Genomic DNA, 23,590 nt, shown 5'->3' with positions numbered 1-23,590 from the left:
GCGCTTGTAGTTATTCTCACATCTCGGCCCATTGAGCTAACAGCTCATCGTACGCTGCGGATAACTGCTCTCGCTCGTTCCACGTTTGCTCCAGAGCTGCCGAATCATTGGCTAACGCCTCAAGCTGCCGATCAAGCTCCTGAATCTGAACTTCTATTCGAGCCATCGCCTGCTCCAACTTTTGTACAGATCCTTGTTGCCCATTTCTGCTGCTGTCTCGGTTGCGACTGCCACTCCTGTTGCTACTTCCGTTGTCGTTCCCTTGATCCGTTTTTACCTGTCCAGCATCATGCTCAGCATGAACTTGAAATTGCCCCAGGGCAGTCTCTTCGCCTGCATATACGTTTCCCCGTCCGCGGCCCCCTGCTTTCGGTCCAGACTCCTGCGCCGTTCTGCTCCCGTCTGTCCCCTCAGTCCTTCTCCCGGTTTTCGATCCATTTCCGACTTCGCTTGTTCCCCGATCCCGTGATATATCTTTCGCTACTCGATTCTGCAATTCAAGCTTCTTCTCCCGATACGCCTCGTAATCCCCAAGGTACGTTGTCAGCTGACCCTCCTCCAGCTCCCATACTCGGGAAGCAAGGCGATTCACAAAGTAACGATCATGCGAGATCGCAAGCACAGTCCCTTCAAAATCAGCAAGCGAATCCTCCAGCGCCTCTCTTGAAGCAATATCGAGATGGTTGGTCGGCTCATCCAGTAAAAGTACATTCGGTTTGCGCTGCACCAGCAGCGCCAGCCTCAGACGGGTCCACTCTCCCCCGGACAGCTGTCCGACCGAGCGAAAAACATCTGCACCATAGAACAGATATCGAGCCAATATGCCACGCGCCTCTCCTTCCTCCACACCTGCTTCCAGACGGAAGTGCTCCAGCACGCTGAGCTTGGGGTTCAACGGCTCCTCCTGTTGGGCAAGATAACCGACATCTGCACGTGCACCCCACTCCAGCTTGCCTGCATCAGGCTGCTCCTCACCGAGCAATAGTCTGAACAACGTTGTTTTACCCGAACCGTTGCGGCCGATCAAAGCCGTTTTGTCGCCATATTCCAGCAGAGCAGATACACCTCGTAAAATATCCCGGTCGCCGTACCGCTTCTCCACATCCTCCAGCACCGCCACACGTTTACCCGTGCGATCTGTAGGACGCACATCAAAATCCGCATGACGGCGCTCCAGCACAGGTCGCTTCACCTGCTCCATCCGCTCCAGCGCTTTACGCATGGAGGCCGCCCGCCGGAAAAACTTTTCATTGCCGCCAACACGGCCCCATTCCTCCAGCTGGCGAATCGTTTCCTTCATTTTTTTGATAACCTTCTGCTGCTCCTTGAATTCCTCAAACTGCTTCAGCAGCCGCTGCTCCTTCACCTTCATATATTCGGTATATCCACCTGCAGCGGTTTCGGCCTCCCCATCCTCCAGCTCCAGCGTGCGTGTCACCACCCGATCCAGGAAATAGCGGTCATGCGAGATGAGAACAACCGTGCCGTTGTATTCACGTAAAAAACCTTCCAGCCACTCCACCCGCTCCAGATCCAGATGGTTTGTTGGCTCATCCAGCAGCAGCAGATCTGGACTCACAATGAGCTGTGAAGCCAGCACCACCCGAGTCTGCTCACCACCGGATAGAGAGCCGAAACGCCAGCTATAATGAGTCTTCGCAATATCCAGTCCGTCCGCGACCTGGTCAATCCGTGCATCCATCTCATAACCGCCTTCGCGCTCGAATCGCTCCTGCAGCGCGGCATACCGTTTGAGCAGACGCTCCAGCTGCTCCGGATCGGCCGCACAGGCCGGATCAGACATCTGCTGTTCCAGTTCCTTCATCTGTGTACGACAAGCGATCAGCTCCTGAAATCCAAGTCCCAGTACATCCAGTACAGTATGGTCATCCAGCCCTTCGGGAACTTGCGCTACATATCCGACTCTTGTGTCTTTTTTCAGCATTAACTGGCCTTCATCCGGCTGGCTTAACCGGGCCATGAGACGCATCAAGGTTGTTTTGCCGCTTCCGTTGCGGCCGATGAGGGCAACCTTATCCCCTTCCATAATTTCAAATGTAATGCCGTCCAGCACCAGATGTGCTCCGTGATATTGTTTCAGCTGTTGCGCGCTAATGATCATCATAATAAGGTTCCTCCTATAGTTGGAAGAGCCTGACCGCAACACAAAAAGAGCCGCAGGAGGTTAGCTCCGCGGCCCTTCAGAAAGCAATAAAGCAAATATGCTTATCGTCCGAATGAGGTCAAGGCAGGCATCTTCTCACACATGTTAATTTCCGTATATTCAAAATTGGACAGACTTCTCCCGTTGTTCGGAAAAGTGTGAACAATGCCAGCCATAGCAATTGGCAGCTGGCTAATACGGTTGTTAAGCATGTTGTGATTCACCTGTCTTCACCTCCCTTTGTCATAAGTACTGTTAATATAGCACAGCGGACTGTTTCTCTGCAACCACCGGATGTACCCATGCCCACGTCTATCATGGAAATCCTTCATAAGCATCCCCACATTCATACTACTATATAAATTGAACTAAAGATGGTTTACATGGACACTTCGATGACAGAACACCCTTCCAATCGCTGGTATCCCCAGATATTTTTGCTTCCCTTTTTCAATGGAGAAAATCCGGGGATAAGCGTAAGCTGGAATTACCGCAAACAGGATATCTTGATATCGACCATATTATGCAGGTTAATCTCAATACACAGCTCTCCATGTTCATTGATCGCGATTAATGTAGTGCCGTTCACACTTATTTGTTTAATCGGATTCGTATCCTCGAAAAACACGCCCCACACTAAACGGTCTTCTGCATCAGTACAGGCAATGAAGCCTTCATTCCCCATAGCCCCGTCCCCGCCAACGATTTTCCCGCCTTGATAATCAACACTCGTCCATGCATCCACCATCGTCCAGCAATCGGGGGTGTACTTCTCCACGCTCTCCACCGTGGTATCACACAGGGGAGAACAGTACACGGTTCGCTCACCGCTGTTCGGATCATCGTATTTACGGATATCTAAAATAATGACTGTTCCATCTGCAAAAGCAATGCAATTCATGCCAGGCAGCTCACGCTGCTCGGCAGACCAATGTTCCAAAACTATGCTGTTCATCACATGCCCCTTTCCCTTGTGTCAAGCAGCCGCGACCCGTTGCCGAGCAGCTCCACGCGCGCGCAGTGCTCGGCTACATCTCGGCCTGAAGTCTAATGCCTTCCACGCCGCCGCAGCACCAGAGCTGTAACCGCTACCGTAATCAACGTCAGAAGCCCCGATGTACCCAAGGTAAAACCAAGCAGTGCATAGCCAATTCCGTTCCAGCTATCCATATCCATGCTGATCATAATAACAACAGCCCCGCCAAGCAGCGTCAGACATGGCAGGATCGACTGAAGCCACGTCATTCGGCGTCCCTGCAACCGATACACGACCCATTCGATTAACAGCTGGACTCCCCACATCCCTAGCGTCCACAAGATGAGTACTTCCATAACGTTCTCCTCCTCACAAATGGAAAGTTCAACTGCTTACTTCAACCATTCTGCAAAAAAGTTCCGATACCCTTCCTTCATCACGGTTCGCGAAAAGGCCCCAAACGCATACTCACGGTTGTCTTCCGATACACTGCGAGGCGCAGCCGCAGCCATGTTCAGCAGTTCAAACCAGTTATGCTCATTGCCGGCAAAGGCATGCGTGGACTTTATGTGGCCGTAGCACGGATGCTCTGGCTTCACGACCATTTTCCCCATCGCCATCGCTTCCGTCAGCGGCATCGCAAACGTATCAAACGCCGAGCAGCTCCAGTACACCTTGGCTGAGTTCATCAGCGCAAATATCTCATCCTGGGTCAGTGCAAACTTCAGCTTGACGTTATGCGGGATGTCATACTTTTTCATGCTCTCCTTATAACGCACACCGCCAAACACCATATACACTTCCTTGTCCGGGTTCTGACGGGCATATTCCAGCACCAGGTCGGGACGGCGGTTCGCCTCATCCCGCCCGATCCAGAGCACGCGATTATGCACGACCTGACTCGGGTCATAATGGCGATGCGCCAGCTCTTCATTAAAGCCAATCGGAATGACGTTCACGTCATGCACACCGAAATTGCGCCCCAGCTCTCTTTTCAAAAACTCCGTCTGCACAATCGCTTTATCCACCATCGTATAGAAGGGCTTCATCATCTCATACCCCGTCAGTGCCGGGTCGGGGAAGCTGTGCGGAAACAGCACACTCTTTGGCAGAAACATTTTCAAAAACGTAAATCCCGACACCGTATAGATCACATGCTCGATATGTTGACTATGAATCTGGTCCAGCACGATATCATAGTTCACCAGATCACCCTTCTCATGCTCGTACCCCGGCAGCCAATCGTAACCGCTGACATGCCGCTCCGGCGAAATGAACACGATGTCCACGCCCAGCTCCAGACCGATCTGCTTCAGTCGATCCGCAAACACCCGCGGTCCCTGAGCCTCTGTGAATTGAATTTTACGCATCACCAGTCCAACTTTATGCAAACCTGTCACCCCTTACTTCCATTCTTCATTTGCACCTTTTCATTTCTAATACCCGTTCATATGCTTTATGCACTGCTCCAGCGTCGCAGCCGTCTCATGCCATTGATTGCGCAGCTGCTCCTGCGGCCATATACAGTCCGGATTCCTCAGATCACCGTCGATCAGACGCAGCATCCAGAGTGAGAATACAATCGTATAAGCATCGTACCATTTTGCAAAAGAAACCCGTTCAACCTGCACGCCAAGGCTCTCCAGCTTGTCCAGATACACCTTCATGACCCGTGCACGCAGCTCGGGCGTCATCGTACGAGGGAAGAGCGGATGTGACAGGTCGAGCAGATGGTATACGTCCCACAATGGCGTATTCAGGTGAGCATGCTCCCAGTCGAGAATAACCAGCCTGCCCTCCACTTCTGCCACGTTGCCGGGGTGCAAATCACCATGGCACAGCACCAGCGGCAGCTCTTCCTCTGCTGTGAGAAGCAGCGTGATGAGCCTGTCCCAGTCCGATGCAGACCAGGTCACATGTAGCTTGGTTAACAGCTCAGCTATCGCTGACCTGTGCCTCTCCAGTTCATGCAGCATATCTCGAATGGCTGGCTTATGACCCACCCGCGGCAGTTGTTGCCACGCTGTAATGGGCAGCGTATGCCACTCCGCCATGTGAGCAGCAGCAAGCATCATGGTCGATTCGCATAAGAAGTGCTCCAGCTGGCCCATATCCTCGTAGATCATCCAGCTCTGCTCTGAAGCGGCTTCCTGATCCGAAGCCGCGATGAGCTGCGGATACACCGGAGGTAATTGCGGCATCACATGCTCGTACATCCAGCGTTCCCGTCCATACTGGGCAGGATTCGTCAATGGTTTGAAAATATACGTCTGACCGGATTGAGCAGTAAACCGCTCCACATGCCTTCCGTTCAACCCTTGGTATAGCTTCTGCCTCCCTATGATCTGCTGTTCATCTAGTATGCCTTCGGAGGTCACCCAGCTCTCTGTTTTCCCGCTGTTCTTCATAACCTTACCCTCCCTTCTATCTAACCGTTCCGTACAGGATTTCTATTCATCATACGTTGTGGGTAGGTGGGCTGCAAGTAGTGTTTCTTACCGTGGGACAAAGCCTCGTTCCAAACATGCTCTTGCAATGACAAGACTCCTCATACAAATGCATTCATCTCTTTTCGTTCCCTTTTAAAGATCATGGTATAATTGACGAATAAAGTCTGCGGCTTCTTAATACTTGATAAAATCTATCAACCTGAATATCTACAGGAGGAACGACCATGAGCATTATACTAATGCCTGAAAAAGTAGATTTCCGCGTCTCCACAACCGATCTGAAGGCCACTTATACTGAATCGGGCGGTGCCACTTTACATATAGATGTACAAACACGCGTGGACTTGCCTCTGGATCAATACCGAGAAGTAGAGCTCACTTTTGGCACCGTTGCTGAAATGCGATGCATCACAATCAATTTCTTCGATCTGCATGCAGAGCAGGTTGCAGGCATTCCTTACTCCGAGGATATTCTCAGCTTCTGGGAGACAAACGGCTATCCTCCCGACCCAGGCTTTTATCAGGTGATGAATTCACCCATTTTAGACCAAAAAGGAAAGCTATTTGATCCCCGGAATCGGCTTGATCTGAAGCATTACCTTGTCGTTGGGTATGATAGTTATGTAGAAGTGATTGCATCATCCTATCAGCATGCACATCTGACAAGACAAACGACCACAATGATGAATGATACTCCTGCGAATTAACAGAATCACGAACAACTTATAACATATCAAATCATCTCATACCACAAAGATCATATATCAAAAAGGCCAAGCTGTTATTTCCCGCCTTGGCCTGAGTCTTGAATTCTGCTACTTTTTGATCATTGGTGTAATCTTGTTTCCACACTCGCAGGTTTACTGCATTTCTCTCTATCCGTTAAACATAATCCGGCCCGAAGGATGGTCTGGCAAAATGGAGGATACCAACTGCCGGACAGCAGGCTGACCCGACTCCAAGATGGAATCCGTGGCATCGCCGGTATAGACCAGCCTTCCCTGATCCATAACGGCGATGCTGTCGCAGATTGTCAGTGCGGCACGGATGTCATGGGTGATAAACAGGTAGGATAGCCCATACGATGCTCGCAGCTCTGCCAGCAGGGACAGAATTTGTGTCTGGTGCACCATATCAAGGCTACTGATCGACTCATCCAGCACAATTAACTTCGGCTTGAGCGCGATAGCTCTGGCGATGTTGACCCGCTGCAGCTGACCGCCGCTGAACTGTTGGGGAAGCTTGCTCGCGTCCTGCGGTGTGAGCCCAACCTGGATGAGCAGCTTTTCAATGGTGCGCTGCTGTTCCTTCGCAGACAGGCGCTCGTAATTATCCAGCGGCTCGCCAATGATCTGCGCTGCTGTCATCATCGGATTCACAGCCGAGTAACAATCCTGAAAGACGACCTGCAGATCACGACGCAATCGCTGCAGCACCTTTTTGTCGGCTCGGTAGATGTCCTGACCTTGGAATAACACCTGACCCTGGCTTGGTCGTTCCAGCCCCAAAATAATCTTGCCCAAGGTGCTCTTGCCTGCCCCGCTTGTTCCGAGCAGTCCAAGACATACGCCTTGTTCAATTGTAAGTGACACATCTGCCAGAACAGGAGGGCGTGATCCCGAACGCTCCAACCAGCTCCGCTTGCCATAGCGATGACTTACTTCATGTACTTGTAACATTCGGTTGGTCACCCTCCTTCCTTCATTTTTATGGAACTCATCCAGTTCCCTTTTGCAAAATAACCAGATCTAATCCTTCCCGTCCGTAGCTTCTCAATGCCTAAGAGTCATACTTGGCCTAGCATTGAGCAGCATTCGAGTATACTCATGCTGCGGATGATCAAACAATTGATACACGTCTGCCTGCTCGATGATCCGACCCTTCTGCATGACGGCTACTTCATCTGCCATCTGGGAGATGACGCCCAGATCGTGCGAGATGAGCAAAATAGACGTGCCGTGCTCCTGGCGAAGCCGATCCAGTTCCTTCAGCACATTCAATTGATTCACGACATCCAGTGCTGTCGTGGGCTCATCGGCAATGACCAAAGCAGGTCGCAGACACATCGATACGGCAATCATCACCCGCTGCAGCTGACCGCCGCTGAGCTGGAATGGATAACGTTTCATCAGCTTCGCCGGATCAGGCAGATTCATATCGGCCAGCGCAGCAATAGCTTGTTCCCGCGCCTCCGCTTTGGACAGCTTCGTATGGGCTCGCAGCGTTTCAATAAACTGCGAGCCGATCGTATACACAGGGGTAAAAGCATTCATCGGATTCTGCATAATAAATCCGATATCCTTGCCCCGGATGTGCCGCATCTGCTCATCGGACAACATGCCAAGCTCCCGTCCGTTCAGACGAACACTGCCGGATACTTGCATCCTGCGCGGATGAAGCAAACGCAGCAGCGCGTTGCATGTCACCGTTTTGCCGCAGCCGCTCTCGCCAACAAGGCCAAAGACCTGACCCTTTTTCAAAGTCAACTGAACAGGGTCCAGTAACGGGACCGATCCCTTTGCTGTCTTGAGCTTCACCTGCAGATCACGAACTTCAAGTACAACCTCCGCCTCGTCCATTGTCACGTTCCCCCTTGTTCAGCTTATCTTCTCTTTGCTACCAAGCCCTTACTTTCTGGAAACACCGTAACGGTCGGATAATGCCTCCCCCAAAAGGTTAAACGCCATTACAACGAGCAGGATGGCCGCACCCGGATAGATCATCAGTTCCGGATGACTGCGAATATAGCTTGTACCTTCGTGTATCATGGCTCCCCACTCCGCATTTGGCGGCTGAATACCAAGTCCTAGGAAGGATAATGCGGAGATATCCATAATCGCCCATCCCATCTCCAGTGTACCCATGACCACGATGGGACGCTGCACATTCGGAATGATATGTTTGCGAATAATAGTCCAGGTGGAGGACCCGCTGATTCGAGCCGCTGCAATAAAATTCCGTTCCTTCAGGCTGACGACCATGTTGCGGCATATGCGTGCATAATGCACCCACTGCACCATCATGAGCGCAAGCAGCACCTGCATCAGACCCGGACCGAAAATCCCCACGATGCCCAGCACCAGCACCAGCTGCGGAAATGCCAGTATGCCTTCACACAAGCGCATCAGCACATTGTCAATCCAGCCGCCCAGATAACCGGAGATCGATCCAACGATCAGCCCGATAACCAAAGACGACAGGAAGATCATCGTTGCAAATCCAAGGGAAATCCGCGCTCCATAGAGAAGTCTGGAGAGATTGTCCCTTCCCAGATGATCTGTGCCGAGCCAGTGCTCTGCTGATGGAGCCTTCAGCTTCTGCAGCAAATTGACCTTCACAGGATCATGCGGCGCAATCCATGGAGCCAGTAATGCAAGGAGGAAGAAAAGAATGATAATCGCAGAGCAAATCCAAATCATTTTTTGCCCTCGAAACATTGTACGCCATCGGTTCATCAATGCTCTGCCCGTCCTTTCGCTGAAATCCGCGGGTCCATATACAGCTGTACCAGATCAACGATCAGATTACATACGATGAACAGACATGCCGAAATAAAGACATAACATTGGATTACGGGAATATCCCGGTTAAATATCGCTTCCACAAAATAACGTCCGAAGCCCGGCCACGAAAAAACCTGTTCCACGATAATCGTTCCCGTTAACAGCCTGCCCATGGTCATGCCCATTCCTGTAATAAATGGAGTGATTGCAATTTTGAGCACATGCTTCAGCATGATGACCCGTTCACGTACACCGCGTGTTCTTGCGTACTGCACGTATGCTTCCTGTAATTGTTCCAGGACACTGGTCCGCAGCATCCGGGTATACAGGGCAATCATGACCATAGAAAGCGTTAATGTAGGCAGCACCAGATTCTCCCAAGAGCCGCGCCCTTCAACGGGCAGCCAGTCCAGTTTGACTGCAAAAAAGAAAATAAGCAGATATCCGAGCCAGAACTGCGGAATGGACGCTCCAACATAGGAGATGATGCGACTGACCACGTCAATCCAGCTATTTTTATATACCGCCGCCAGAATCCCCAAAGGGATGCTCACCAGTGTAGAGAACAGAATGCTCCACAAGGCCAGCTCTGCCGTGGCCGGAAACTTATCCTTGACCTCATCGATAACAGGTTTATTCGTGAGATACGAGGTACCAAAATCCAGCTGGGCTATTCTCTTCAACGTATCCACATACTGAGTGAGCAAAGGCCGATCCAGACCAAATTCATGCCGCTTCTCTGCCAGCAGCTCTGGCGTTGGATAGATATGAGCTGCTGTCAGATATGCCTCGGCTGGATCAACCGGTGAAATATGAATCAGTCCGAAAGTGACAAGTGTAGCGATAAAAACGATAGGAATGATCGCGATCATTCGTTTACCAATATAACCGATCACCAAACCTTCCTCCCTTTTCCCCTGCCACACAAGCTCTTGCTGCCTGATGTGTTACGTGTTCATTAATATATTCTTCAAGACTATGATTCTACGGATTGCTTAACTGCATGCCTACAAATGGATTCTCATCGCGATTCGCCGGGAAGACAAATTTGGCAATTTTCTTCTGGTAAACCGCTGTTTTCTTCACATAAGAGATCGGTACAATCGCCGATTGCTCCTGTAATGTCGTCAGAATGGATGTATACAGTTCCTGACGTTTCTTCTCGTCTGTAGAGGATAGTGCTGCATGCACCTCGGCGTCCAGTTCCTTTTTCATCGGCAAAGCGCTAAGTGTCTCGGAAATCCCGAACCCGGGGCTTGCCACAACGTTAATGAAGGAATGCGGGTCATATGGAGCCCCGTAATTGTACCAGAAGTACAGGTCGAAATCATTGGCCTTCAGACGTTTGATCTGCACTGTCAATTCAAGTCCGGTAAGGTTTACTTTAACGCCCAGCTCGCTCCATTCGGCCTGAATGGTTTCGCCCATCGCTTTTTGAATCGGATCGGTTTTATCAAAAATTAATTCAAATTCCAGCTTCTGTCCGTCTTTCTCACGCACGGTTCCGCCTGCCGGCAGCTTCCAGCCTGCTTCATCCAGCAACGCTTTGGATTGCTCCACGTTGTATTCAATCGGTTTCAGATCCACATTGGTATATGGATAGTTTTTGGACAACGCTGTATCGGCCGGTTCCTCCAGACCCAGCGTGACGCCTTCCACCATCGCTTTTTTGTTGAAGCCCTGTTGAAGTGCCTTCCGTACTCTTACATCAGACAGCTTCGGATTGGAGGAGTTGAGCAGCAAATCACGTGTACCTACAGGGTCAGACAGCTCGCTTACATATTTATCGTTGTCACGAAGCTGCTGGAACGCATCCAAGCTGATTACACCTTCACCGTAGATCAAATCCAGATCGCCCTTTTCAAAAGCAAGCACACGTGTCTCTGCATCAGGAATGATTTTCACGGTAATCTGATCAAACGCTGGCGCCGTTCCCCAGTAATTCGGGTTGCGTTTGAAAACAGCATACTCGTCCTGCTTATAATCAGCCAGCATCCACGGGCCCGTACCTACCGGCTCTTTGATGCCTTTGGACGTATCCCCATCATCCGGGAATCCGGCCGCGCCCAGGAAACGGAACGGACGAACAACGGACAAGTCTTGAAGTACAGGATAATACGGCTCCGTAAGTGTCATGCGGAACGTATGATCATCTACCACCTCGGTTTTGTCCAGCACACCGACGATCCCAAGCCAGCTGTGTGTTTTTTTATTTTTCATCACGGCATCAAAATTCTTTTTCACAATTTCGGCATTAAACGGTGTGCCGTCGGAAAATTTCACCCCTTGGCGCAGCTTGAATGTATATACTTTGCCGTCATTAGAGATGGTCCAAGACTCAGCCAGTGCCGGCTCCAGCTTACCATCCTTCTGATAACTGACCAGCGGCTCGTAGATCATGGATTGAGCAAACAATTGGGACGGATTGTACGTATGCGGATTCATCGTACCGATATCCCGCGGCCATGACATCGTAATCGACTTCGCCGAAGCCGCCTGATCTCCAGATGCGGAGGATGATGCCGAACCGCTCTCTTTATTACTGCAACCCACGATAAATAACAGCAGCAGCAGTGCTGCCACCATCATCAGGGTAGAACGTTTGCGTTGATGAACTGACATGGACATAAACCCCTTTTCTCTCATTCTTCACTTGGCTATGACGACCATGATAATGATTCTCATATTCATTAAGAATATGAATCTGCTTCCCTTTTGTCAACAAAAATCGACATCATATGCATGCCCATTAAATAGCAAAAAAAGCCCGTCCTCCGAGGATTTTCCTGAGAGGCGGGCTTTCCATGAGAATATAAGCATATTTCCTGCATGATCCTCTGCATTTCAAATTCATACGCTATCTATCTTTCCTGTTGCAGAAGCTCATTATCGTTTGCCGTTCTCGCGGTCTCCTGCGATCACTTCATTCGTCTCTTTAACGTAATTGACGATCTCTTCAACCGTTGTGTAGGCTACACCGACGTAGGTATCGGCTGCTCCATAATAGATGGCAATGCGTCCCGTATCGGCATCATGCAGAGTGGCGCAAGGGAAAACAACATTATCCACAAAGCCCTGTTCCTCATACCATTTCTCCGGCGTCAGCACAAAATTGGATGAACGGTATTTTACTTTGGAAGGCTCATCGAGATCCAGAATCACCGCACCCATGCTGTAGACAAAACCGTTGCACGTCCCGGTGACACCATGGTAGAACATCAACCATCCTTCGGACGTCTCAATCGGAGCGGGTCCACCGCCAATTTTCACGGATTGCCACCAGCCTTGACCGCCTTTGCTCATCACATGACGATGTTTGCCCCAATACACCAGATCCGGGCTTTCACTCAGGAAAATGTCTCCGAACGGGGTATGTCCGCTATCGCTTGGTCTGGACAGCATCACATAGTTATCGTTAATTTTACGTGGAAACAATACGCCATTGCGGTTGAATGGCAGCATCGGATTCTCAAGACGGACAAACGTTTTGAAATCCTCAGTCTTAGCCAGGCCCAGTGCGGCACCGTAAAAATCGGTACACCAGATAATATAATAGGTGTCTTCAATTTTCACGAGACGTGGATCATACGCATAGTTTGGCATAAACGGTTCGCCTTGTTCATCTACAAAAGCGATGCGTTCTTCTTCAATCGTCCATGACAATCCATCTTCACTAGAGCCCATGTGCAGGTGCGGACGGCCATTGACCGTCTCGGCGCGGAATACACCGATGAATTTCCCCTCATATGGAACGACGGCACTATTGAAAATACGCCCAACGCCCTTCACAGGGTTGCGTGGAATGACCGGGTTAGCCGAGTGTCTCCACACCGGGCCTTCCGTTCCTTCCGGCTTATCCTCCCAAGGCATGTTGGGCAAGGCCTCTCCAACAATGTGTACCTGTTTCGTTTCTGCAACAGTCATATCTCATTTCCCCTTTAACAGTGATGTTTACTTCGCTTCTTTAGATATTGAATGATTTCAAGAGTTTATTTCACGGAGCCTTGAGCAAAGCCGTTATAGATGTACTTCTGAAGCAACAGGAAGATAATCATCGTTGGAATAATGGCAATCATAATCCCGGCGCTGATAACCTCCCACTGTGATCCGAAGGGACCTTTGAACTTGAACAAGGCAGTGGATATTACCTGTAGATCAGTCTTGGGCATATAAAGGAAAGGCGTGTAGAAGTCGTTGTAGATGTTTACACCTTTAACGATAATGACTGTGACAATCGCCGGTTTCAGCAAAGGCAATATAATTTTCCAGTAGATCGTGAAGTATGAAGCACCGTCCAGCATGGCCGATTCGTCAAGCGCACTGGAGATCGAACCGAGAAATTGCAGGAAGATGTACACCGCGATAATATCGGTTCCCAGATACATGACGATGGCTGCCCATCGTGTATTGAACAGGTCGAGCGCGTTAATAATCTGGAAGGTCGCAACTTGTGTGGTTACACTCGGAATCAGGGTCGCCAGCAGGAAAGCGGCAACCATGATTTTTTTGCCATTGAACTTGAAGCGATCCAGTACATAAGCAATCATAGAACCTGTCAACGTTGCACCAACGATGGATATGATCAGAATAATAATGGTGTTTTTGAAACCGACGAGCATGTTGCCATCCACAAACGCCTTGGCATAATTCGCAAAATTAAGCCAGTTGGCCGGTGGGGCAAGCGGACTGCTATTGGCATACTCGGCATTGGTCTTCAGAGATGCAAACAGGATCACCACGATGGGCAAAAGTGCAATGAACGCTGCCAGAATCAGAGAAGCATACTTCATTACGCTGGCGATGGTATATTTGAATTGGTTCACGTTCATTCCTCTCCTTTCATGCTGACACGCTGCACAAGCGTCACAAGAATAACGATCAGGAGCAGCACAACAGCCATCGCTGATGCGAGTCCCAATTTGCCGTATTTAAATGCAAGGTGAACCGTCTGAATGACAAAGGTCATACTGCCGTTGGAGCCGTCCGTCATAATATATGGAATATCGAACGCACTGATGGCGCCGCTTATAGCCAGGATCAGGTTAAGCTGCAGAATGCGGGTAATGCTTGGCAGAATAATATGCCGGAATTGCTGCCAGCGGTTGGCGCCGTCTATATCGGAAGCTTCGTATACATCCTTAGGAATGGAAGAAATCGCACCGAGGAAGATGATGAAGTTAAAGCCCATATATCTCCAAACGGATGCACCCGCAAGGGATACGTTTATGATATTCGGGTTTCCGAGCCAAAGCTGGGTATACTGTCCAAGTCCAAAAGCCTGCATCAGCGTATCAAGTGTACCGTCCGGTTTGAAGAAAAAGAGGAAAATAAACCCGATGGCTACGCCATTCAGCAGGTAAGGAAAGAACAGGATGCCTTTGAAAAAGTTTTTGCCCCGGATTTTGAAGCTAAGAATCGTGGCAAAATAGAGGGCCAGGCCCATCTGCACAAAGGTGGCAACAAAATAATACAAGCTGACGATAAACACTTTGAAGTATTCGGGATCACTGAAAATCCGCGTGTAATTCTCAAATCCGACATAATCGAACCTTTTGCTGTATCCATTCCAATCGGTAAAGCTGTATTTGAACATGTTGATCACTGGCAAATATGCAAACGTAAATAGCAGTGCCAGCGGAATCATCGAGAAGGCACAGATAATAAATATGCGTTGTGCTGAGTAACTCCAGTTTGAAATTCTCAAGTATTTCATGCTCTCCACACCTCCAAGCGGTTCAACCGCCTTGTGTATAAACGCTCCATATTGGATGCGCGGATGTAATCGCGGGTGGGCCAAGTGAATACCCATGTTTAACAGGTGTCCTTGCCAAAGTTAATTACTGATTTGCTAATGGCTTAACACGCTGCGAACCCGGCCCTAAAACCCGACAACTACCGGCACCCGCATTACATCTGCTCACATCTGCTGCTTGCCTCTGCTGTAAGAGCTCTCGTTTTTTCTTTTATTTCGTGATTTCCGCACGCGCTTTTACCCATTTATCATTAAGGTCTTTCATGATGTCATCGTATGATTCACTCCGATTACCGATCGCTGCTTCAATAATGCGTTTCTTGAAGTCAGGCTGCCAGAGACCAATCTCGCCTTCGTTGTCGATTTTGTCCATCAAGCCCTCTTGCCCCTCTTTAGCCGGAGTCAAGGTAGAGAAGGTTACATCCTTGTACTGATCCAGAATTGGAGGAAGTTCTGCGCTCTTGTCTGCACTCATGCCTCCACCCTGCTCAACAGCATAGTTGGATTTCGCCAGAAACCAGTTGATCCAGGCTTTCGCTGCAGGTTTGTTCTCGCTGTTCACATTCATTCCGATGTTGTAATCAGCAGACAGCGGTACGATGACATCGCTGGCATTGGTCGGGAATGGTAAGAAACCAATATTGTCCGGTGTATCTGTCATGCCTTGAATCTGTGTGATTGCCCATGATCCAAGCGCCATCGTTGCAATTTTGCCATTGGCCAGATCCGCCTTGGAGCTTTCCCAGTCTGTTGTTGTTGGATCTTTCTCGATCAGGCCGTTTTTGGCTGCATCATAGAGTACTTTATACAGCTCGTAGTGCGGCTTCCCTGGTACAAAGTTTTCATCCGTATTCGGTTGATCCACGTTGACATAATCTACACTCCCCGCAACCGTTGGCAGGTCTGCCTCCCATTGGGTAAGCGCCCAGCCGGAAGCATAGTTCGTATATAACGGAATTGCCTTGGTGTTGTCTTTTATTTTCTGAAGTGCTGCCTGGAATTGCTCTGGTGTCTTGGGAAGCTCGGTGATCCCCGCATCTTTGAAGACTTGTTTGTTATAAATAATGCCTGAGAATGTGATGACGGTTGGTATGCCGTACACCTGACCATCCACCATCCGTTCTTCAATGGCAGTGTATTTGTCTTTCAGCTCATCGTACGTGCCCAGCGGCTCGAAAAAGTCCGGGATATCGGCAATCGGAACACTTGTTGGAATCATCAGCACGTCGCCGTAGTCTTTAGTGCTCATTCGAATTTTTACTTGACCCTCATAATCAGCCAAAGCCTGAAAATTCACTTTAACATCCGGGTACTCCTTGTTGAATTCGGCCGCGTAATCCTTAAATACGGTATCCACAATATCTGTACGCTGCGTCAAAACGGTAATTTCCCCCTTGATATCCGCCGGGTCTGTGCTAATCTCTTCTCCCGCCTGCGAAGACCCGCCTCCCGATGAACACGCAGCAAGCAGCGAAGTGATGAGCAGCATCGTCAGCAGCAGCATCCAACCTTTACTTTTTTTCATTTGTTTCGACCCCTTTCTTGATCTCGTTAAGTTATCGTTAAGGTTACGAGTTAGATTTTATTATGGTAGCGCTTACCTGTCAATTGAATTATTTCTAAATTTGAAAAATCAGTCAAGAGACCCTTCATTGACAAGGTAGTTTGATAGAATTATTATTTAATAGCAAAGTTAACGATAACCTAATTTTAACCTACACAAACAATTTTTATTTTGCATGGCTGAAGGAGCGCTCTGAATGACACAAAGGATGGTTCAGCTTCAATCGGAAATCGCGGAGCATTGGAAAACAAAGATATTGCCGTTCTGGTCCAGTCTGAAGGACGAAGACCATGGGGGTTTCTATGGCTGGGTAGATCAGGATCTGCAGATTCATCGTCAGGCACCCAAAGGCGGGATCGCCACAGCAAGACAACTCTGGTCTTTTGCTGCGGCTTACCGGGTGACCGGAGAAGAAATCTGGCGGGACCATGCTGAACATGCCTATCGTTTCCTCACCGATCACGTCATGGACAGAGAACATGGCGGGATGTACTGGATGGTAGATAGCCACGGTAAACCGCTGGATACAAGCAAACATGTATATACGCAGTCATTTGGTGTGTATGCGCTCAGCGAGTACTACCGCGCAACCCGTGATACTTCGGCTCTGGAGCTTGCGAAAACGCTTTTTGGAATGATCGAGGATAAAGGCCTTAACGCGGCACTGCCCGCTTACAAAGAGCAATTTGATCGGTACTGGACTGAACAGCCTAATGAAATGCTGAGCGAAAACGGGGTGATCGCGGATTATACGATGAATACGCACATCCACGTACTCGAAGCCTACACCACCCTGTACAGGGTGTGGCCGGACCCGCAAGTGAAGGCAGCGCTTGAACGCCTGCTCGGGATTCTGTATGAACGGGTATATGACAAAAACACGAAGTTCCTCGGGGTATTTTTCAACAAAAGGTGGGAGTCCATTATTGATCTGCGATCATTTGGACATGACATTGAAGCCAGCTGGCTGATCGATGATGCACTCCGTGTGCTCGGGCTTGAACATCATCCACAATACAGCGCAATGGTCACGGATATCGCCTATAACATTCTGCACACAGCCGTGCAGGCGGATGGTTCACTCATGAATGAACAGGAAGGCACGCATGTGGATACCACACGCATCTGGTGGGTTCAGGCGGAAGCAATGGTTGGTTTCTATAACGCCTATCAGCGCACGGGTGATGCCGTGTTTTTGGAAAGGGTTGAACGACTGTGGAGATACACGCTTGAGCACATCGTTGATCCCCGTGCAGGCGGTGAATGGCACTGGGCTGTCGATGAAAATGGTATGCCTGATCAGCACGAAATAGCCGGTCCGTGGAAATGTCCGTACCATAACAGCCGGTTTTGCATTGAACTCATGGAGAGGATGGGATAAAGCATGATTCACCCGAAATATAAAACGTTACTGGAACAGCAGGAGCAGCTTTTGTCACGGAAAAATGAGGTGCAATCTTCCTTCTACAACGGCGTATATCAGCGTTACCGGTATCCGGTCATTACACGTCATCATGTGCCACTGCATTGGAGATTTGATCTAAACGAAGCAACGAATCCGCATTTCATGGAGCGTCTGGGCATTAACGCAGCGCTCAACCCCGGAGCCATCTATTTCAACGGAAAATACATCATGGTTGTGCGTACGGAAGGATTGGATCGAAAATCATTCTTTGCACTCGCCGAGAGTGACAATGGCATAGACGGCTTCCGCTTTATCGGTAAACCGCTTGTCTGGGACGATATCGATGCAGAGGAAACCAATCAATATGATATGCGTCTGGTTCAGCATGAGGATGGCTGGATCTATGGCATCTACTGTTCGGAACGCAAAGACCCGGAGGCTCCTGACTTCGACACCTCCAGTGCTGTTGCACAGGCGGGTCTGGTTCGGACACGTGACCTGACCCGTTGGGAGCGTCTACCGAACATCACAACAAACTCCCCTCAGCAGCGGAATGTGGTGCTGCATCCCGAGTTTGTCGATGGCAAATACGCTTTCTATACACGTCCGCAGGATGGCTTTATCTCCACTGGAAGCGGCGGCGGTATCGCCTTTGGTTTGTGCGAGGATATCCTGAATCCGGTTATTTCAGAAGAGATCATTATAGATGAGCGGAAATACCATACGGTTTATGAGGTGAAAAATGGTCAGGGACCTGCCCCGCTGAAAACAGACCGCGGCTGGATTCATATTGCCCACGGTGTACGGAACACGGCTGCCGGACTAAGGTACGTGCTGTATACCTTCGCGACCGATTTGAATGATCCGGCACGTATCATTGCAAAGCCGGGTGGCCATTTCATTGCTCCTTATGATGACGAACGCGTGGGTGATGTGTCCAATGTCATTTTTTGCAACGGGGCTATAGTGAATGAAAAGGGTGAAGTCTTTATCTACTATGCATCCAGTGATACACGCTGTCATGTGGCAACAACTACGCTGGAGCAGCTGGTGGATTACACATTTAATACTCCGGCTGACCCTTATCGCTCTCTCGATTGTGCCCTCCAGCGCGGGGAGTTGATTGAGCAGAATGAACAGTTGCTGCAGCAGCAATTGACCTGACATCAACTAACTGTGCCCTGCTTCCAGGCACTTTATAAAATAGCGAAGCAACCCAGAATGGCTTTATTCCCATTGGGTTAAGATGTATACTAAAATGGATTGTTATTATGCTGAAAGAAGCACTCATCATAATGTCATCACATTGTACTTAAACCGGCTTGAAGGAGGCGACCAAAGCTGAAAAATAATATCACCATGCGGGATATCGCCGACAGGCTCGGGGTCAGCAGTGTGACCGTCTCAAAAGCATTGAATGACAAAGAAGGCGTCAGTGGCGAATTAAAGGAAAAGATTAAACAGCTTGCCGTCCAGATGGGTTATCGCTATAACGCTACAGCCCGTTCAATGAAGGAAGGCTTAACCCATAATGTTGGCGTAATTATCCCGGAACGATTCACGGGGCCAACGCAGTCGTTCTATGTACGTGTATTCCAGCGCATCACCAAGCATCTCGAGGATCAAGGATACTATGGTATCCTGCATATTCTGAATAGTGAGGACGAAGAGGAACTGGCCCTGCCCAAGCTCTACAGCGACAGCAAAGTGGATGGTTTCATTGTCCTTGGACAGATTAGCAAGGCTTATATCGAACTTGTGCAATCCATGGACGTTCCTAAGATGTTTCTCGACTTCTACGATGAGCATGCGGATATTGATTCTGTCGTAACCGACAACTTCTACGCCGCATATGAACTGACAAACTATCTGATTCAGCAGGGGCACCGCAGCATCGCTTACGTTGGAAATCTGTATTCCACCAGCAGCATTCAGGACCGTTTCCTCGGATATTACAAGTCCTTGCTGGAACACCGGATGCCGATGAATCCTGATCTTGTGCTTAATGATCGGGATGATCGGGGAACATTCATCGAAATCGATCTGCCGGAGCAGCTACCAACGGCATTTGTCTGCAACTGTGACCAGGTCGCTCATCTGCTTGTGCAGAAGCTGACTTCAATGGGGATTCACGTGCCGACTCAGTGTTCGGTTGTCGGATTCGACAACGATATTTATGCCATGCTGTCCGAACCCAAGCTCACGACGGTTGAAGTGGATATCGAACAGATGGCTCGTACAGCGGTTCAGTCCATGCTCAAAAAGATTGATAACCCAAGCCGCAGCTTCGGCCGTGTCCATGTGAAGGGCAACATCATCTATCGTGATTCGGTGAGTGTGGCGCCCGGGCCCAAATCTCAAGTGTTGACTTAAACGAAACCCTAATGAACTTACATTTTGATGGTGAGGAGCATGAAGCCGCCCGGAATTAGACTTACGGGCAAGGCAGCATGCATAGAGCAAGTACAATTGAAAGCGAGCGATCCCGGATCATGCTGCGGGGTCGCTCGCTTTTTCGTCTATTTTATCTTACTGTATGATCCAATTAATAGCTCGTCTTCAGCCAGTTATCCTTGGACCAGGACAGCTTTCCTGCCCCGGCACCATTGGAAGCAGTCAGGCGTGCATTCAGTGTAGATGGATCATCCAGCTGATAGCTGTAAGGAAGTGTGGAGAATCCGTTCCATGAAAACGGTTTGATTGCAGCCGGAACAGGAGCCAGTGGGCTTCCCGCCGTATCACTGCTGCCACGGAAGGAGCTTCCATCCAGCGAGTAGATCGTATCTGCTACCCTAATTTTACCTGTGTACGTAGCGTTGGTCGGATCCGTCTGATTGTTGCGCACCGGGTACTGCACATCCTTGATCACCGATTTTTCAACCAGCACAGCACCGCTTTCAGTGGAAATAGCCCCGTTGCTGGTAATCCCGAATTTGTAACCTTTGGAAGCAATGGCTGCTGCCATACCACTTGTAATACGTGTTTGAGCTGCACGGGCATTTGTGGCATCCATGATGATGTTGTAGGCATGTGCATTACCGCCCCGCAGTCGCGGCATCCGGTCCTGAATGTCTTTATACAGGTTGTGATGCAGTGTGATCGACAGATTGGCGTTAGCCGACTCCAGACTGGTCGCACCGACGAGATGCCCTTTTTTCTGCGATCCAGCGATGGCAATAATATCTTCTTTGCTTAAACCGACCGCACTGCTGCGCAGGTAGTTGTACATTGGATAGGAAGCCTTGTTTGCTTCCATTTCATTAATCTGGCGGGTAACCCAGCTGTTCGAGCTGCCGTCATCCCCTTTGAAGGTGGACCAAGAGATGGTCACGCCACTGGTTCCTTTTTTCGAATCCACAAGTCCGTCGTAGGCTTTATTGAAGGTGCAGTGGTCAATCCATACGCCGCTGCTTTCCTCAAGTGTAATGTAATCCCAATCGTTTTTGTCATAGTCTCCTTTGGTGGACTCATCCCACTCCCACAGCTCATCGAACTCCAGATTGCGAATGATGACATTGGAGCTGCGTTTTACGGAAATGGCAGCGTGTTTGATTTTGGACCCGTTCGCGGAAAAAATGGTTAGGCCATTGAAGCCGTCCACCGTAATTTTGCTGACACCCGTCTGCTTTAATACAGGATGTGTCAGCGCATCGTTATGCTTGGCAAAAGGCGAGGTCTGCGCAGCACTTGGAATCTCGTTCCATCCCAGATTGAGGTCATTCATAATTTCGACGACCTTGACACCGGAGTTCTTTTTCAAAGCCAGCGCCAGGTCGGTGGCATTATACACTTTTTTGTACACAGCCGTGTTGGACTCACTGATTACACCTCCACCCGTATTGCCTTGAGAGAAGCCAGTCAGATTGTAATCTGCATTGCCCGCTGCCTGCACACCTGCAGGTGCGGATAATAAGGTGAAGCCCAGTGTAAGGGCCAGAGCCGTGCTGCATAAGCTTCGTACTGTTCTTTTCATCGAATGCATTCCTCCTGATAAGTTAATGTTGGTTTATCCTGCCTGTCCCTCTGCGGCATGTCATGTCGCAAATGACATATTCACAATGTACATGTTGGAAGCGATTACAACAATAATCCTGACATCACATCTGTGGATGAATGCGGGAAAGTCCAGATTTTGTGCCCCAAGCAACCTGGTATCGACCGAAGTTAACTTGTAATGCAAGGATTGCGGGAGGAATCAGGGAACAATGCGAGGTCCAAGGCGTGTGCGGAAAAATGAATTGAAAAGAACAGGACCGCATATAATGCAGACCTGCTCCATTTTACTTTTTAATCGACCGTGTCCAGAAGCCCCCGTGGAACTGCTTCGGCTCGACAGTAATGACAAATGCCTTTGGATCAAGCGCGAGAATGGTCTGGTAGAGCAGCTTCTGGTTTTTGCGTTTCGCCAAAATTTCCATCACCAGCCGATCCCCGTCTCTTCCACTACCTACCCAAGCCGTAACGCCGTATCCTTTGTCCCGCAACGAATTGGCGACATTGCCATCCATCTGGTTGCAGATGACTTTGACGGTAACATATCCGAGTGCAATCTTCTCCTCAATCCACGCGCCCAGCAGCACCCCGAGTCCATATCCTACTGCGTAAACAATGAGCGCCTCCGGTTGTTTCAAATAGTTAAGCACAAGATTCAGACCGAGCACGTAGATCACAATCTCCCCCATGCTAATCAGGGCTGCGATGTATTTCTGGCCTTTCAGCGTCAGAATCATGCGAAGCGTATAGGCCGATACATATACAATCTGAATCAGAAAAATAAATAACAATATTTTAAGCAAGGTACATCCCTCTTTCCTGGCCTTTTACGGGAACATCAGGCCCTTTGTTACATGCTGCATGGCGAGCTTTTATTTAGACCTGTTATGGAACGATGTTTAATGGAAACGTTATTAATCGCTCAGGCAATGGCCTCTATCACCATCATTGGACGTTATGTCGTCTTTTTAAACGGTCTAATCTGAATTTTCAGACCTCTGTCCGAACTGACGGAAGCCGGAACTGCCATTATAGAATTGTTTGTGCGGATGTTCAACCCGGCTCAGGTCCCAGGGTCGTATAAGAAGCAGCTTGAATATGCTGTATTTAACTACATCCAATATGCGAAAAACGATGAGAATAAAAAATGTTGAGCTATGTTGTTTCAGGAGAACATGTCGTGCCAATGCTCGTCTTTGCAGGAGATAAGCAGAAGATCGGTATGTGTAGTGCGTTGTTGACCGGAGGATCACCTAAAGGAGGCGGTTACCTTGCAGATATGGCGGGAAATGGAGCGGGAGGGCATGGAGGAGCTTGTCTTTTGCTATGATCCCTCCAGTGGACTCAAAGCAATTATCGCTATTCACAACACAGCCCTTGGCCCGGCTTTGGGAGGATGCCGCTGCTGGAGCTACACATCCGAAGAGGAAGCCATTCGTGACGCAATTAAGCTGGCCAAGGGCATGACCTACAAAAATGCGATGGCAGGTCTGCCCTACGGCGGCGGCAAAGCAGTCATCTGGGACGCAGCAGAAGCTTCGGGAAAGATGCAGGCTGGAAGTGGAACGAGTGATCAGAATGATCAGGTAACTCAGGCGGGTGTTGAGACGAATCTAACGGGTGAGGGCAGGCGCGGGATGCATGATCAGGAGGCTCAAACGGGCGTTGGGACGAATCTAACGGGTGAGGGCAGGCGCGGGATGCATGATCAGGGGACTCAACCGGGCGTTGAGGCGAATCTAACGGGTGAGGGCAGGCGCGGGATGCATGATCAGGGGACTCA

At 49.5% G+C, this 23,590-nt stretch carries 22 protein-coding genes; 5 read left to right on the top strand and 17 right to left on the bottom strand.

Going from position 1 to position 23,590, the window contains the following annotated elements; genetic code table 11:
• Positions 1-16: 16 nt before the first annotated feature.
• The 6 genes from abc-f to IEW26_RS22980 all read right to left on the bottom strand — a co-directional run bounded on the left by abc-f (position 17) and on the right by IEW26_RS22980 (position 5,548).
• Positions 17-2,125 (bottom strand): ribosomal protection-like ABC-F family protein, encoded by a 2,109-nt coding sequence (abc-f, locus tag IEW26_RS23005; RefSeq protein WP_188594062.1) that lies wholly within the window; start codon positions 2,123-2,125, stop codon positions 17-19.
• Between the two features lie 101 nt (positions 2,126-2,226).
• Positions 2,227-2,388, bottom strand: coding sequence for a hypothetical protein (locus IEW26_RS23000; protein ID WP_167433997.1), 162 nt, complete (start codon positions 2,386-2,388; stop codon positions 2,227-2,229).
• 263 nt (positions 2,389-2,651) lie between these two features.
• Positions 2,652-3,119 (bottom strand): hypothetical protein, encoded by a 468-nt coding sequence (locus tag IEW26_RS22995; protein WP_188594061.1) that lies wholly within the window; start codon positions 3,117-3,119, stop codon positions 2,652-2,654.
• A 92-nt stretch (positions 3,120-3,211) separates the two neighbouring features.
• Positions 3,212-3,496: a YesK family protein gene (locus IEW26_RS22990; RefSeq protein WP_145404685.1), complete on the bottom strand. Its 285-nt coding sequence runs from the start codon at positions 3,494-3,496 to the stop codon at positions 3,212-3,214.
• Positions 3,497-3,532: 36 nt separating this feature from the next.
• Positions 3,533-4,531 carry a glycosyltransferase gene (locus IEW26_RS22985; protein ID WP_145404687.1) on the bottom strand — a complete coding sequence of 333 codons (999 nt, stop codon included), beginning with the start codon at positions 4,529-4,531 and terminating at the stop codon, positions 3,533-3,535.
• Positions 4,532-4,576: 45 nt separating this feature from the next.
• Complete coding sequence (locus tag IEW26_RS22980) at positions 4,577-5,548, bottom strand: phosphotransferase family protein (RefSeq protein WP_188594060.1); 972 nt, start codon at positions 5,546-5,548, stop codon at positions 4,577-4,579.
• A 266-nt stretch (positions 5,549-5,814) separates the two neighbouring features.
• On the opposite strand from IEW26_RS22980, the gene IEW26_RS22975 reads away from it, so the two are divergent.
• On the top strand, positions 5,815-6,297 hold the full coding sequence (locus tag IEW26_RS22975) for a hypothetical protein (RefSeq protein ID WP_188594059.1): 483 nt from the start codon (positions 5,815-5,817) through the stop codon (positions 6,295-6,297).
• Between the two features lie 168 nt (positions 6,298-6,465).
• Here IEW26_RS22975 and nikE read toward each other — a convergent pair whose 3' ends face one another.
• From nikE to IEW26_RS22930, 9 genes are all read right to left on the bottom strand, one after another.
• The gene (nikE, locus tag IEW26_RS22970) at positions 6,466-7,269 is read right to left on the bottom strand and encodes a nickel import ATP-binding protein NikE (protein ID WP_188594058.1); all 804 of its coding nucleotides are present in this window, start codon (positions 7,267-7,269) and stop codon (positions 6,466-6,468) included.
• Between the two features lie 93 nt (positions 7,270-7,362).
• Positions 7,363-8,169, bottom strand: coding sequence for an ABC transporter ATP-binding protein (locus IEW26_RS22965; RefSeq protein ID WP_188594057.1), 807 nt, complete (start codon positions 8,167-8,169; stop codon positions 7,363-7,365).
• Positions 8,170-8,217: 48 nt separating this feature from the next.
• A complete protein-coding gene (nikC, locus tag IEW26_RS22960; RefSeq protein ID WP_373288546.1) occupies positions 8,218-9,045 on the bottom strand; it encodes a nickel ABC transporter permease subunit NikC in 828 nt (275 codons plus the stop codon).
• Complete coding sequence (gene nikB / locus IEW26_RS22955) at positions 9,045-9,989, bottom strand: nickel ABC transporter permease subunit NikB (protein WP_188594055.1); 945 nt, start codon at positions 9,987-9,989, stop codon at positions 9,045-9,047. Before nikB ends, nikC begins: the two co-directional genes overlap by 1 nt.
• A gap of 88 nt (positions 9,990-10,077) precedes the next feature.
• Positions 10,078-11,715, bottom strand: a complete 1,638-nt coding sequence (nikA, locus tag IEW26_RS22950) for a nickel ABC transporter substrate-binding protein (RefSeq protein WP_188594054.1) — start codon at positions 11,713-11,715, stop codon at positions 10,078-10,080.
• A 264-nt stretch (positions 11,716-11,979) separates the two neighbouring features.
• Positions 11,980-13,017, bottom strand: coding sequence for a glycoside hydrolase family 130 protein (locus IEW26_RS22945; protein WP_188594053.1), 1,038 nt, complete (start codon positions 13,015-13,017; stop codon positions 11,980-11,982).
• Between the two features lie 65 nt (positions 13,018-13,082).
• Positions 13,083-13,922, bottom strand: a complete 840-nt coding sequence (locus IEW26_RS22940) for a carbohydrate ABC transporter permease (RefSeq protein ID WP_188594052.1) — start codon at positions 13,920-13,922, stop codon at positions 13,083-13,085.
• Positions 13,919-14,806 carry a carbohydrate ABC transporter permease gene (locus tag IEW26_RS22935; RefSeq protein WP_145404720.1) on the bottom strand — a complete coding sequence of 296 codons (888 nt, stop codon included), beginning with the start codon at positions 14,804-14,806 and terminating at the stop codon, positions 13,919-13,921. The genes IEW26_RS22940 and IEW26_RS22935 overlap by 4 nt, the downstream gene beginning before the upstream one ends.
• A gap of 250 nt (positions 14,807-15,056) precedes the next feature.
• Positions 15,057-16,370 carry an ABC transporter substrate-binding protein gene (locus IEW26_RS22930; protein ID WP_188594051.1) on the bottom strand — a complete coding sequence of 438 codons (1,314 nt, stop codon included), beginning with the start codon at positions 16,368-16,370 and terminating at the stop codon, positions 15,057-15,059.
• A gap of 247 nt (positions 16,371-16,617) precedes the next feature.
• On the opposite strand from IEW26_RS22930, the gene IEW26_RS22925 reads away from it, so the two are divergent.
• From IEW26_RS22925 to IEW26_RS22915, 3 genes are all read left to right on the top strand, one after another.
• Positions 16,618-17,790 carry an AGE family epimerase/isomerase gene (locus IEW26_RS22925; RefSeq protein ID WP_188594169.1) on the top strand — a complete coding sequence of 391 codons (1,173 nt, stop codon included), beginning with the start codon at positions 16,618-16,620 and terminating at the stop codon, positions 17,788-17,790.
• 3 nt (positions 17,791-17,793) lie between these two features.
• Positions 17,794-18,978, top strand: coding sequence for a glycoside hydrolase family 130 protein (locus IEW26_RS22920; RefSeq protein ID WP_188594050.1), 1,185 nt, complete (start codon positions 17,794-17,796; stop codon positions 18,976-18,978).
• A gap of 231 nt (positions 18,979-19,209) precedes the next feature.
• On the top strand, positions 19,210-20,187 hold the full coding sequence (locus tag IEW26_RS22915) for a substrate-binding domain-containing protein (RefSeq protein ID WP_229729982.1): 978 nt from the start codon (positions 19,210-19,212) through the stop codon (positions 20,185-20,187).
• Positions 20,188-20,359: 172 nt separating this feature from the next.
• On the opposite strand, the gene IEW26_RS22910 is transcribed toward IEW26_RS22915, so the two are convergent.
• Together IEW26_RS22910 and IEW26_RS22905 are read right to left on the bottom strand one after the other, a co-directional pair.
• On the bottom strand, positions 20,360-21,787 hold the full coding sequence (locus IEW26_RS22910) for a pectate lyase family protein (protein WP_188594048.1): 1,428 nt from the start codon (positions 21,785-21,787) through the stop codon (positions 20,360-20,362).
• A gap of 307 nt (positions 21,788-22,094) precedes the next feature.
• Positions 22,095-22,610 (bottom strand): DUF2179 domain-containing protein, encoded by a 516-nt coding sequence (locus tag IEW26_RS22905; RefSeq protein WP_145404728.1) that lies wholly within the window; start codon positions 22,608-22,610, stop codon positions 22,095-22,097.
• Positions 22,611-23,096: 486 nt separating this feature from the next.
• Here IEW26_RS22905 and IEW26_RS22900 point away from each other — a divergent pair.
• Positions 23,097-23,590 (top strand): Glu/Leu/Phe/Val dehydrogenase dimerization domain-containing protein (locus IEW26_RS22900; RefSeq protein WP_373288544.1); only part of this gene is annotated, 494 nt, incomplete at its 3' end.

It is taken from the genome of Paenibacillus silvae (genome assembly GCF_014639235.1).
Lineage (GTDB): Bacteria > Bacillota > Bacilli > Paenibacillales > Paenibacillaceae > Paenibacillus > Paenibacillus silvae.
This window is presented reverse-complemented; position numbering and strand designations above follow the sequence as displayed.

What these genes read in the sequence shown, in the direction of transcription:
- IEW26_RS22990 (WP_145404685.1), bottom strand. Translation starts at nt 3,496, where the DNA reads ATGGAAGTACTCATCTTGTGGACGCTAGGGATGTGGGGAGTCCAGCTG.
- IEW26_RS22910 (WP_188594048.1), bottom strand. Translation starts at nt 21,787, where the DNA reads ATGAAAAGAACAGTACGAAGCTTATGCAGCACGGCTCTGGCCCTTACA.
- IEW26_RS22995 (WP_188594061.1), bottom strand. Translation starts at nt 3,119, where the DNA reads ATGAACAGCATAGTTTTGGAACATTGGTCTGCCGAGCAGCGTGAGCTG.
- nikA (WP_188594054.1), bottom strand. Translation starts at nt 11,715, where the DNA reads ATGTCAGTTCATCAACGCAAACGTTCTACCCTGATGATGGTGGCAGCA.
- IEW26_RS22920 (WP_188594050.1), top strand. Translation starts at nt 17,794, where the DNA reads ATGATTCACCCGAAATATAAAACGTTACTGGAACAGCAGGAGCAGCTT.
- abc-f (WP_188594062.1), bottom strand. Translation starts at nt 2,125, where the DNA reads ATGATGATCATTAGCGCGCAACAGCTGAAACAATATCACGGAGCACAT.
- IEW26_RS22935 (WP_145404720.1), bottom strand. Translation starts at nt 14,806, where the DNA reads ATGAAATACTTGAGAATTTCAAACTGGAGTTACTCAGCACAACGCATA.
- nikE (WP_188594058.1), bottom strand. Translation starts at nt 7,269, where the DNA reads ATGTTACAAGTACATGAAGTAAGTCATCGCTATGGCAAGCGGAGCTGG.
- nikC (WP_373288546.1), bottom strand. Translation starts at nt 9,045, where the DNA reads ATGAACCGATGGCGTACAATGTTTCGAGGGCAAAAAATGATTTGGATT.
- IEW26_RS22965 (WP_188594057.1), bottom strand. Translation starts at nt 8,169, where the DNA reads ATGGACGAGGCGGAGGTTGTACTTGAAGTTCGTGATCTGCAGGTGAAG.
- IEW26_RS22975 (WP_188594059.1), top strand. Translation starts at nt 5,815, where the DNA reads ATGAGCATTATACTAATGCCTGAAAAAGTAGATTTCCGCGTCTCCACA.
- IEW26_RS22930 (WP_188594051.1), bottom strand. Translation starts at nt 16,370, where the DNA reads ATGAAAAAAAGTAAAGGTTGGATGCTGCTGCTGACGATGCTGCTCATC.
- IEW26_RS22945 (WP_188594053.1), bottom strand. Translation starts at nt 13,017, where the DNA reads ATGACTGTTGCAGAAACGAAACAGGTACACATTGTTGGAGAGGCCTTG.
- IEW26_RS22980 (WP_188594060.1), bottom strand. Translation starts at nt 5,548, where the DNA reads ATGAAGAACAGCGGGAAAACAGAGAGCTGGGTGACCTCCGAAGGCATA.
- IEW26_RS22940 (WP_188594052.1), bottom strand. Translation starts at nt 13,922, where the DNA reads ATGAACGTGAACCAATTCAAATATACCATCGCCAGCGTAATGAAGTAT.
- IEW26_RS22925 (WP_188594169.1), top strand. Translation starts at nt 16,618, where the DNA reads ATGGTTCAGCTTCAATCGGAAATCGCGGAGCATTGGAAAACAAAGATA.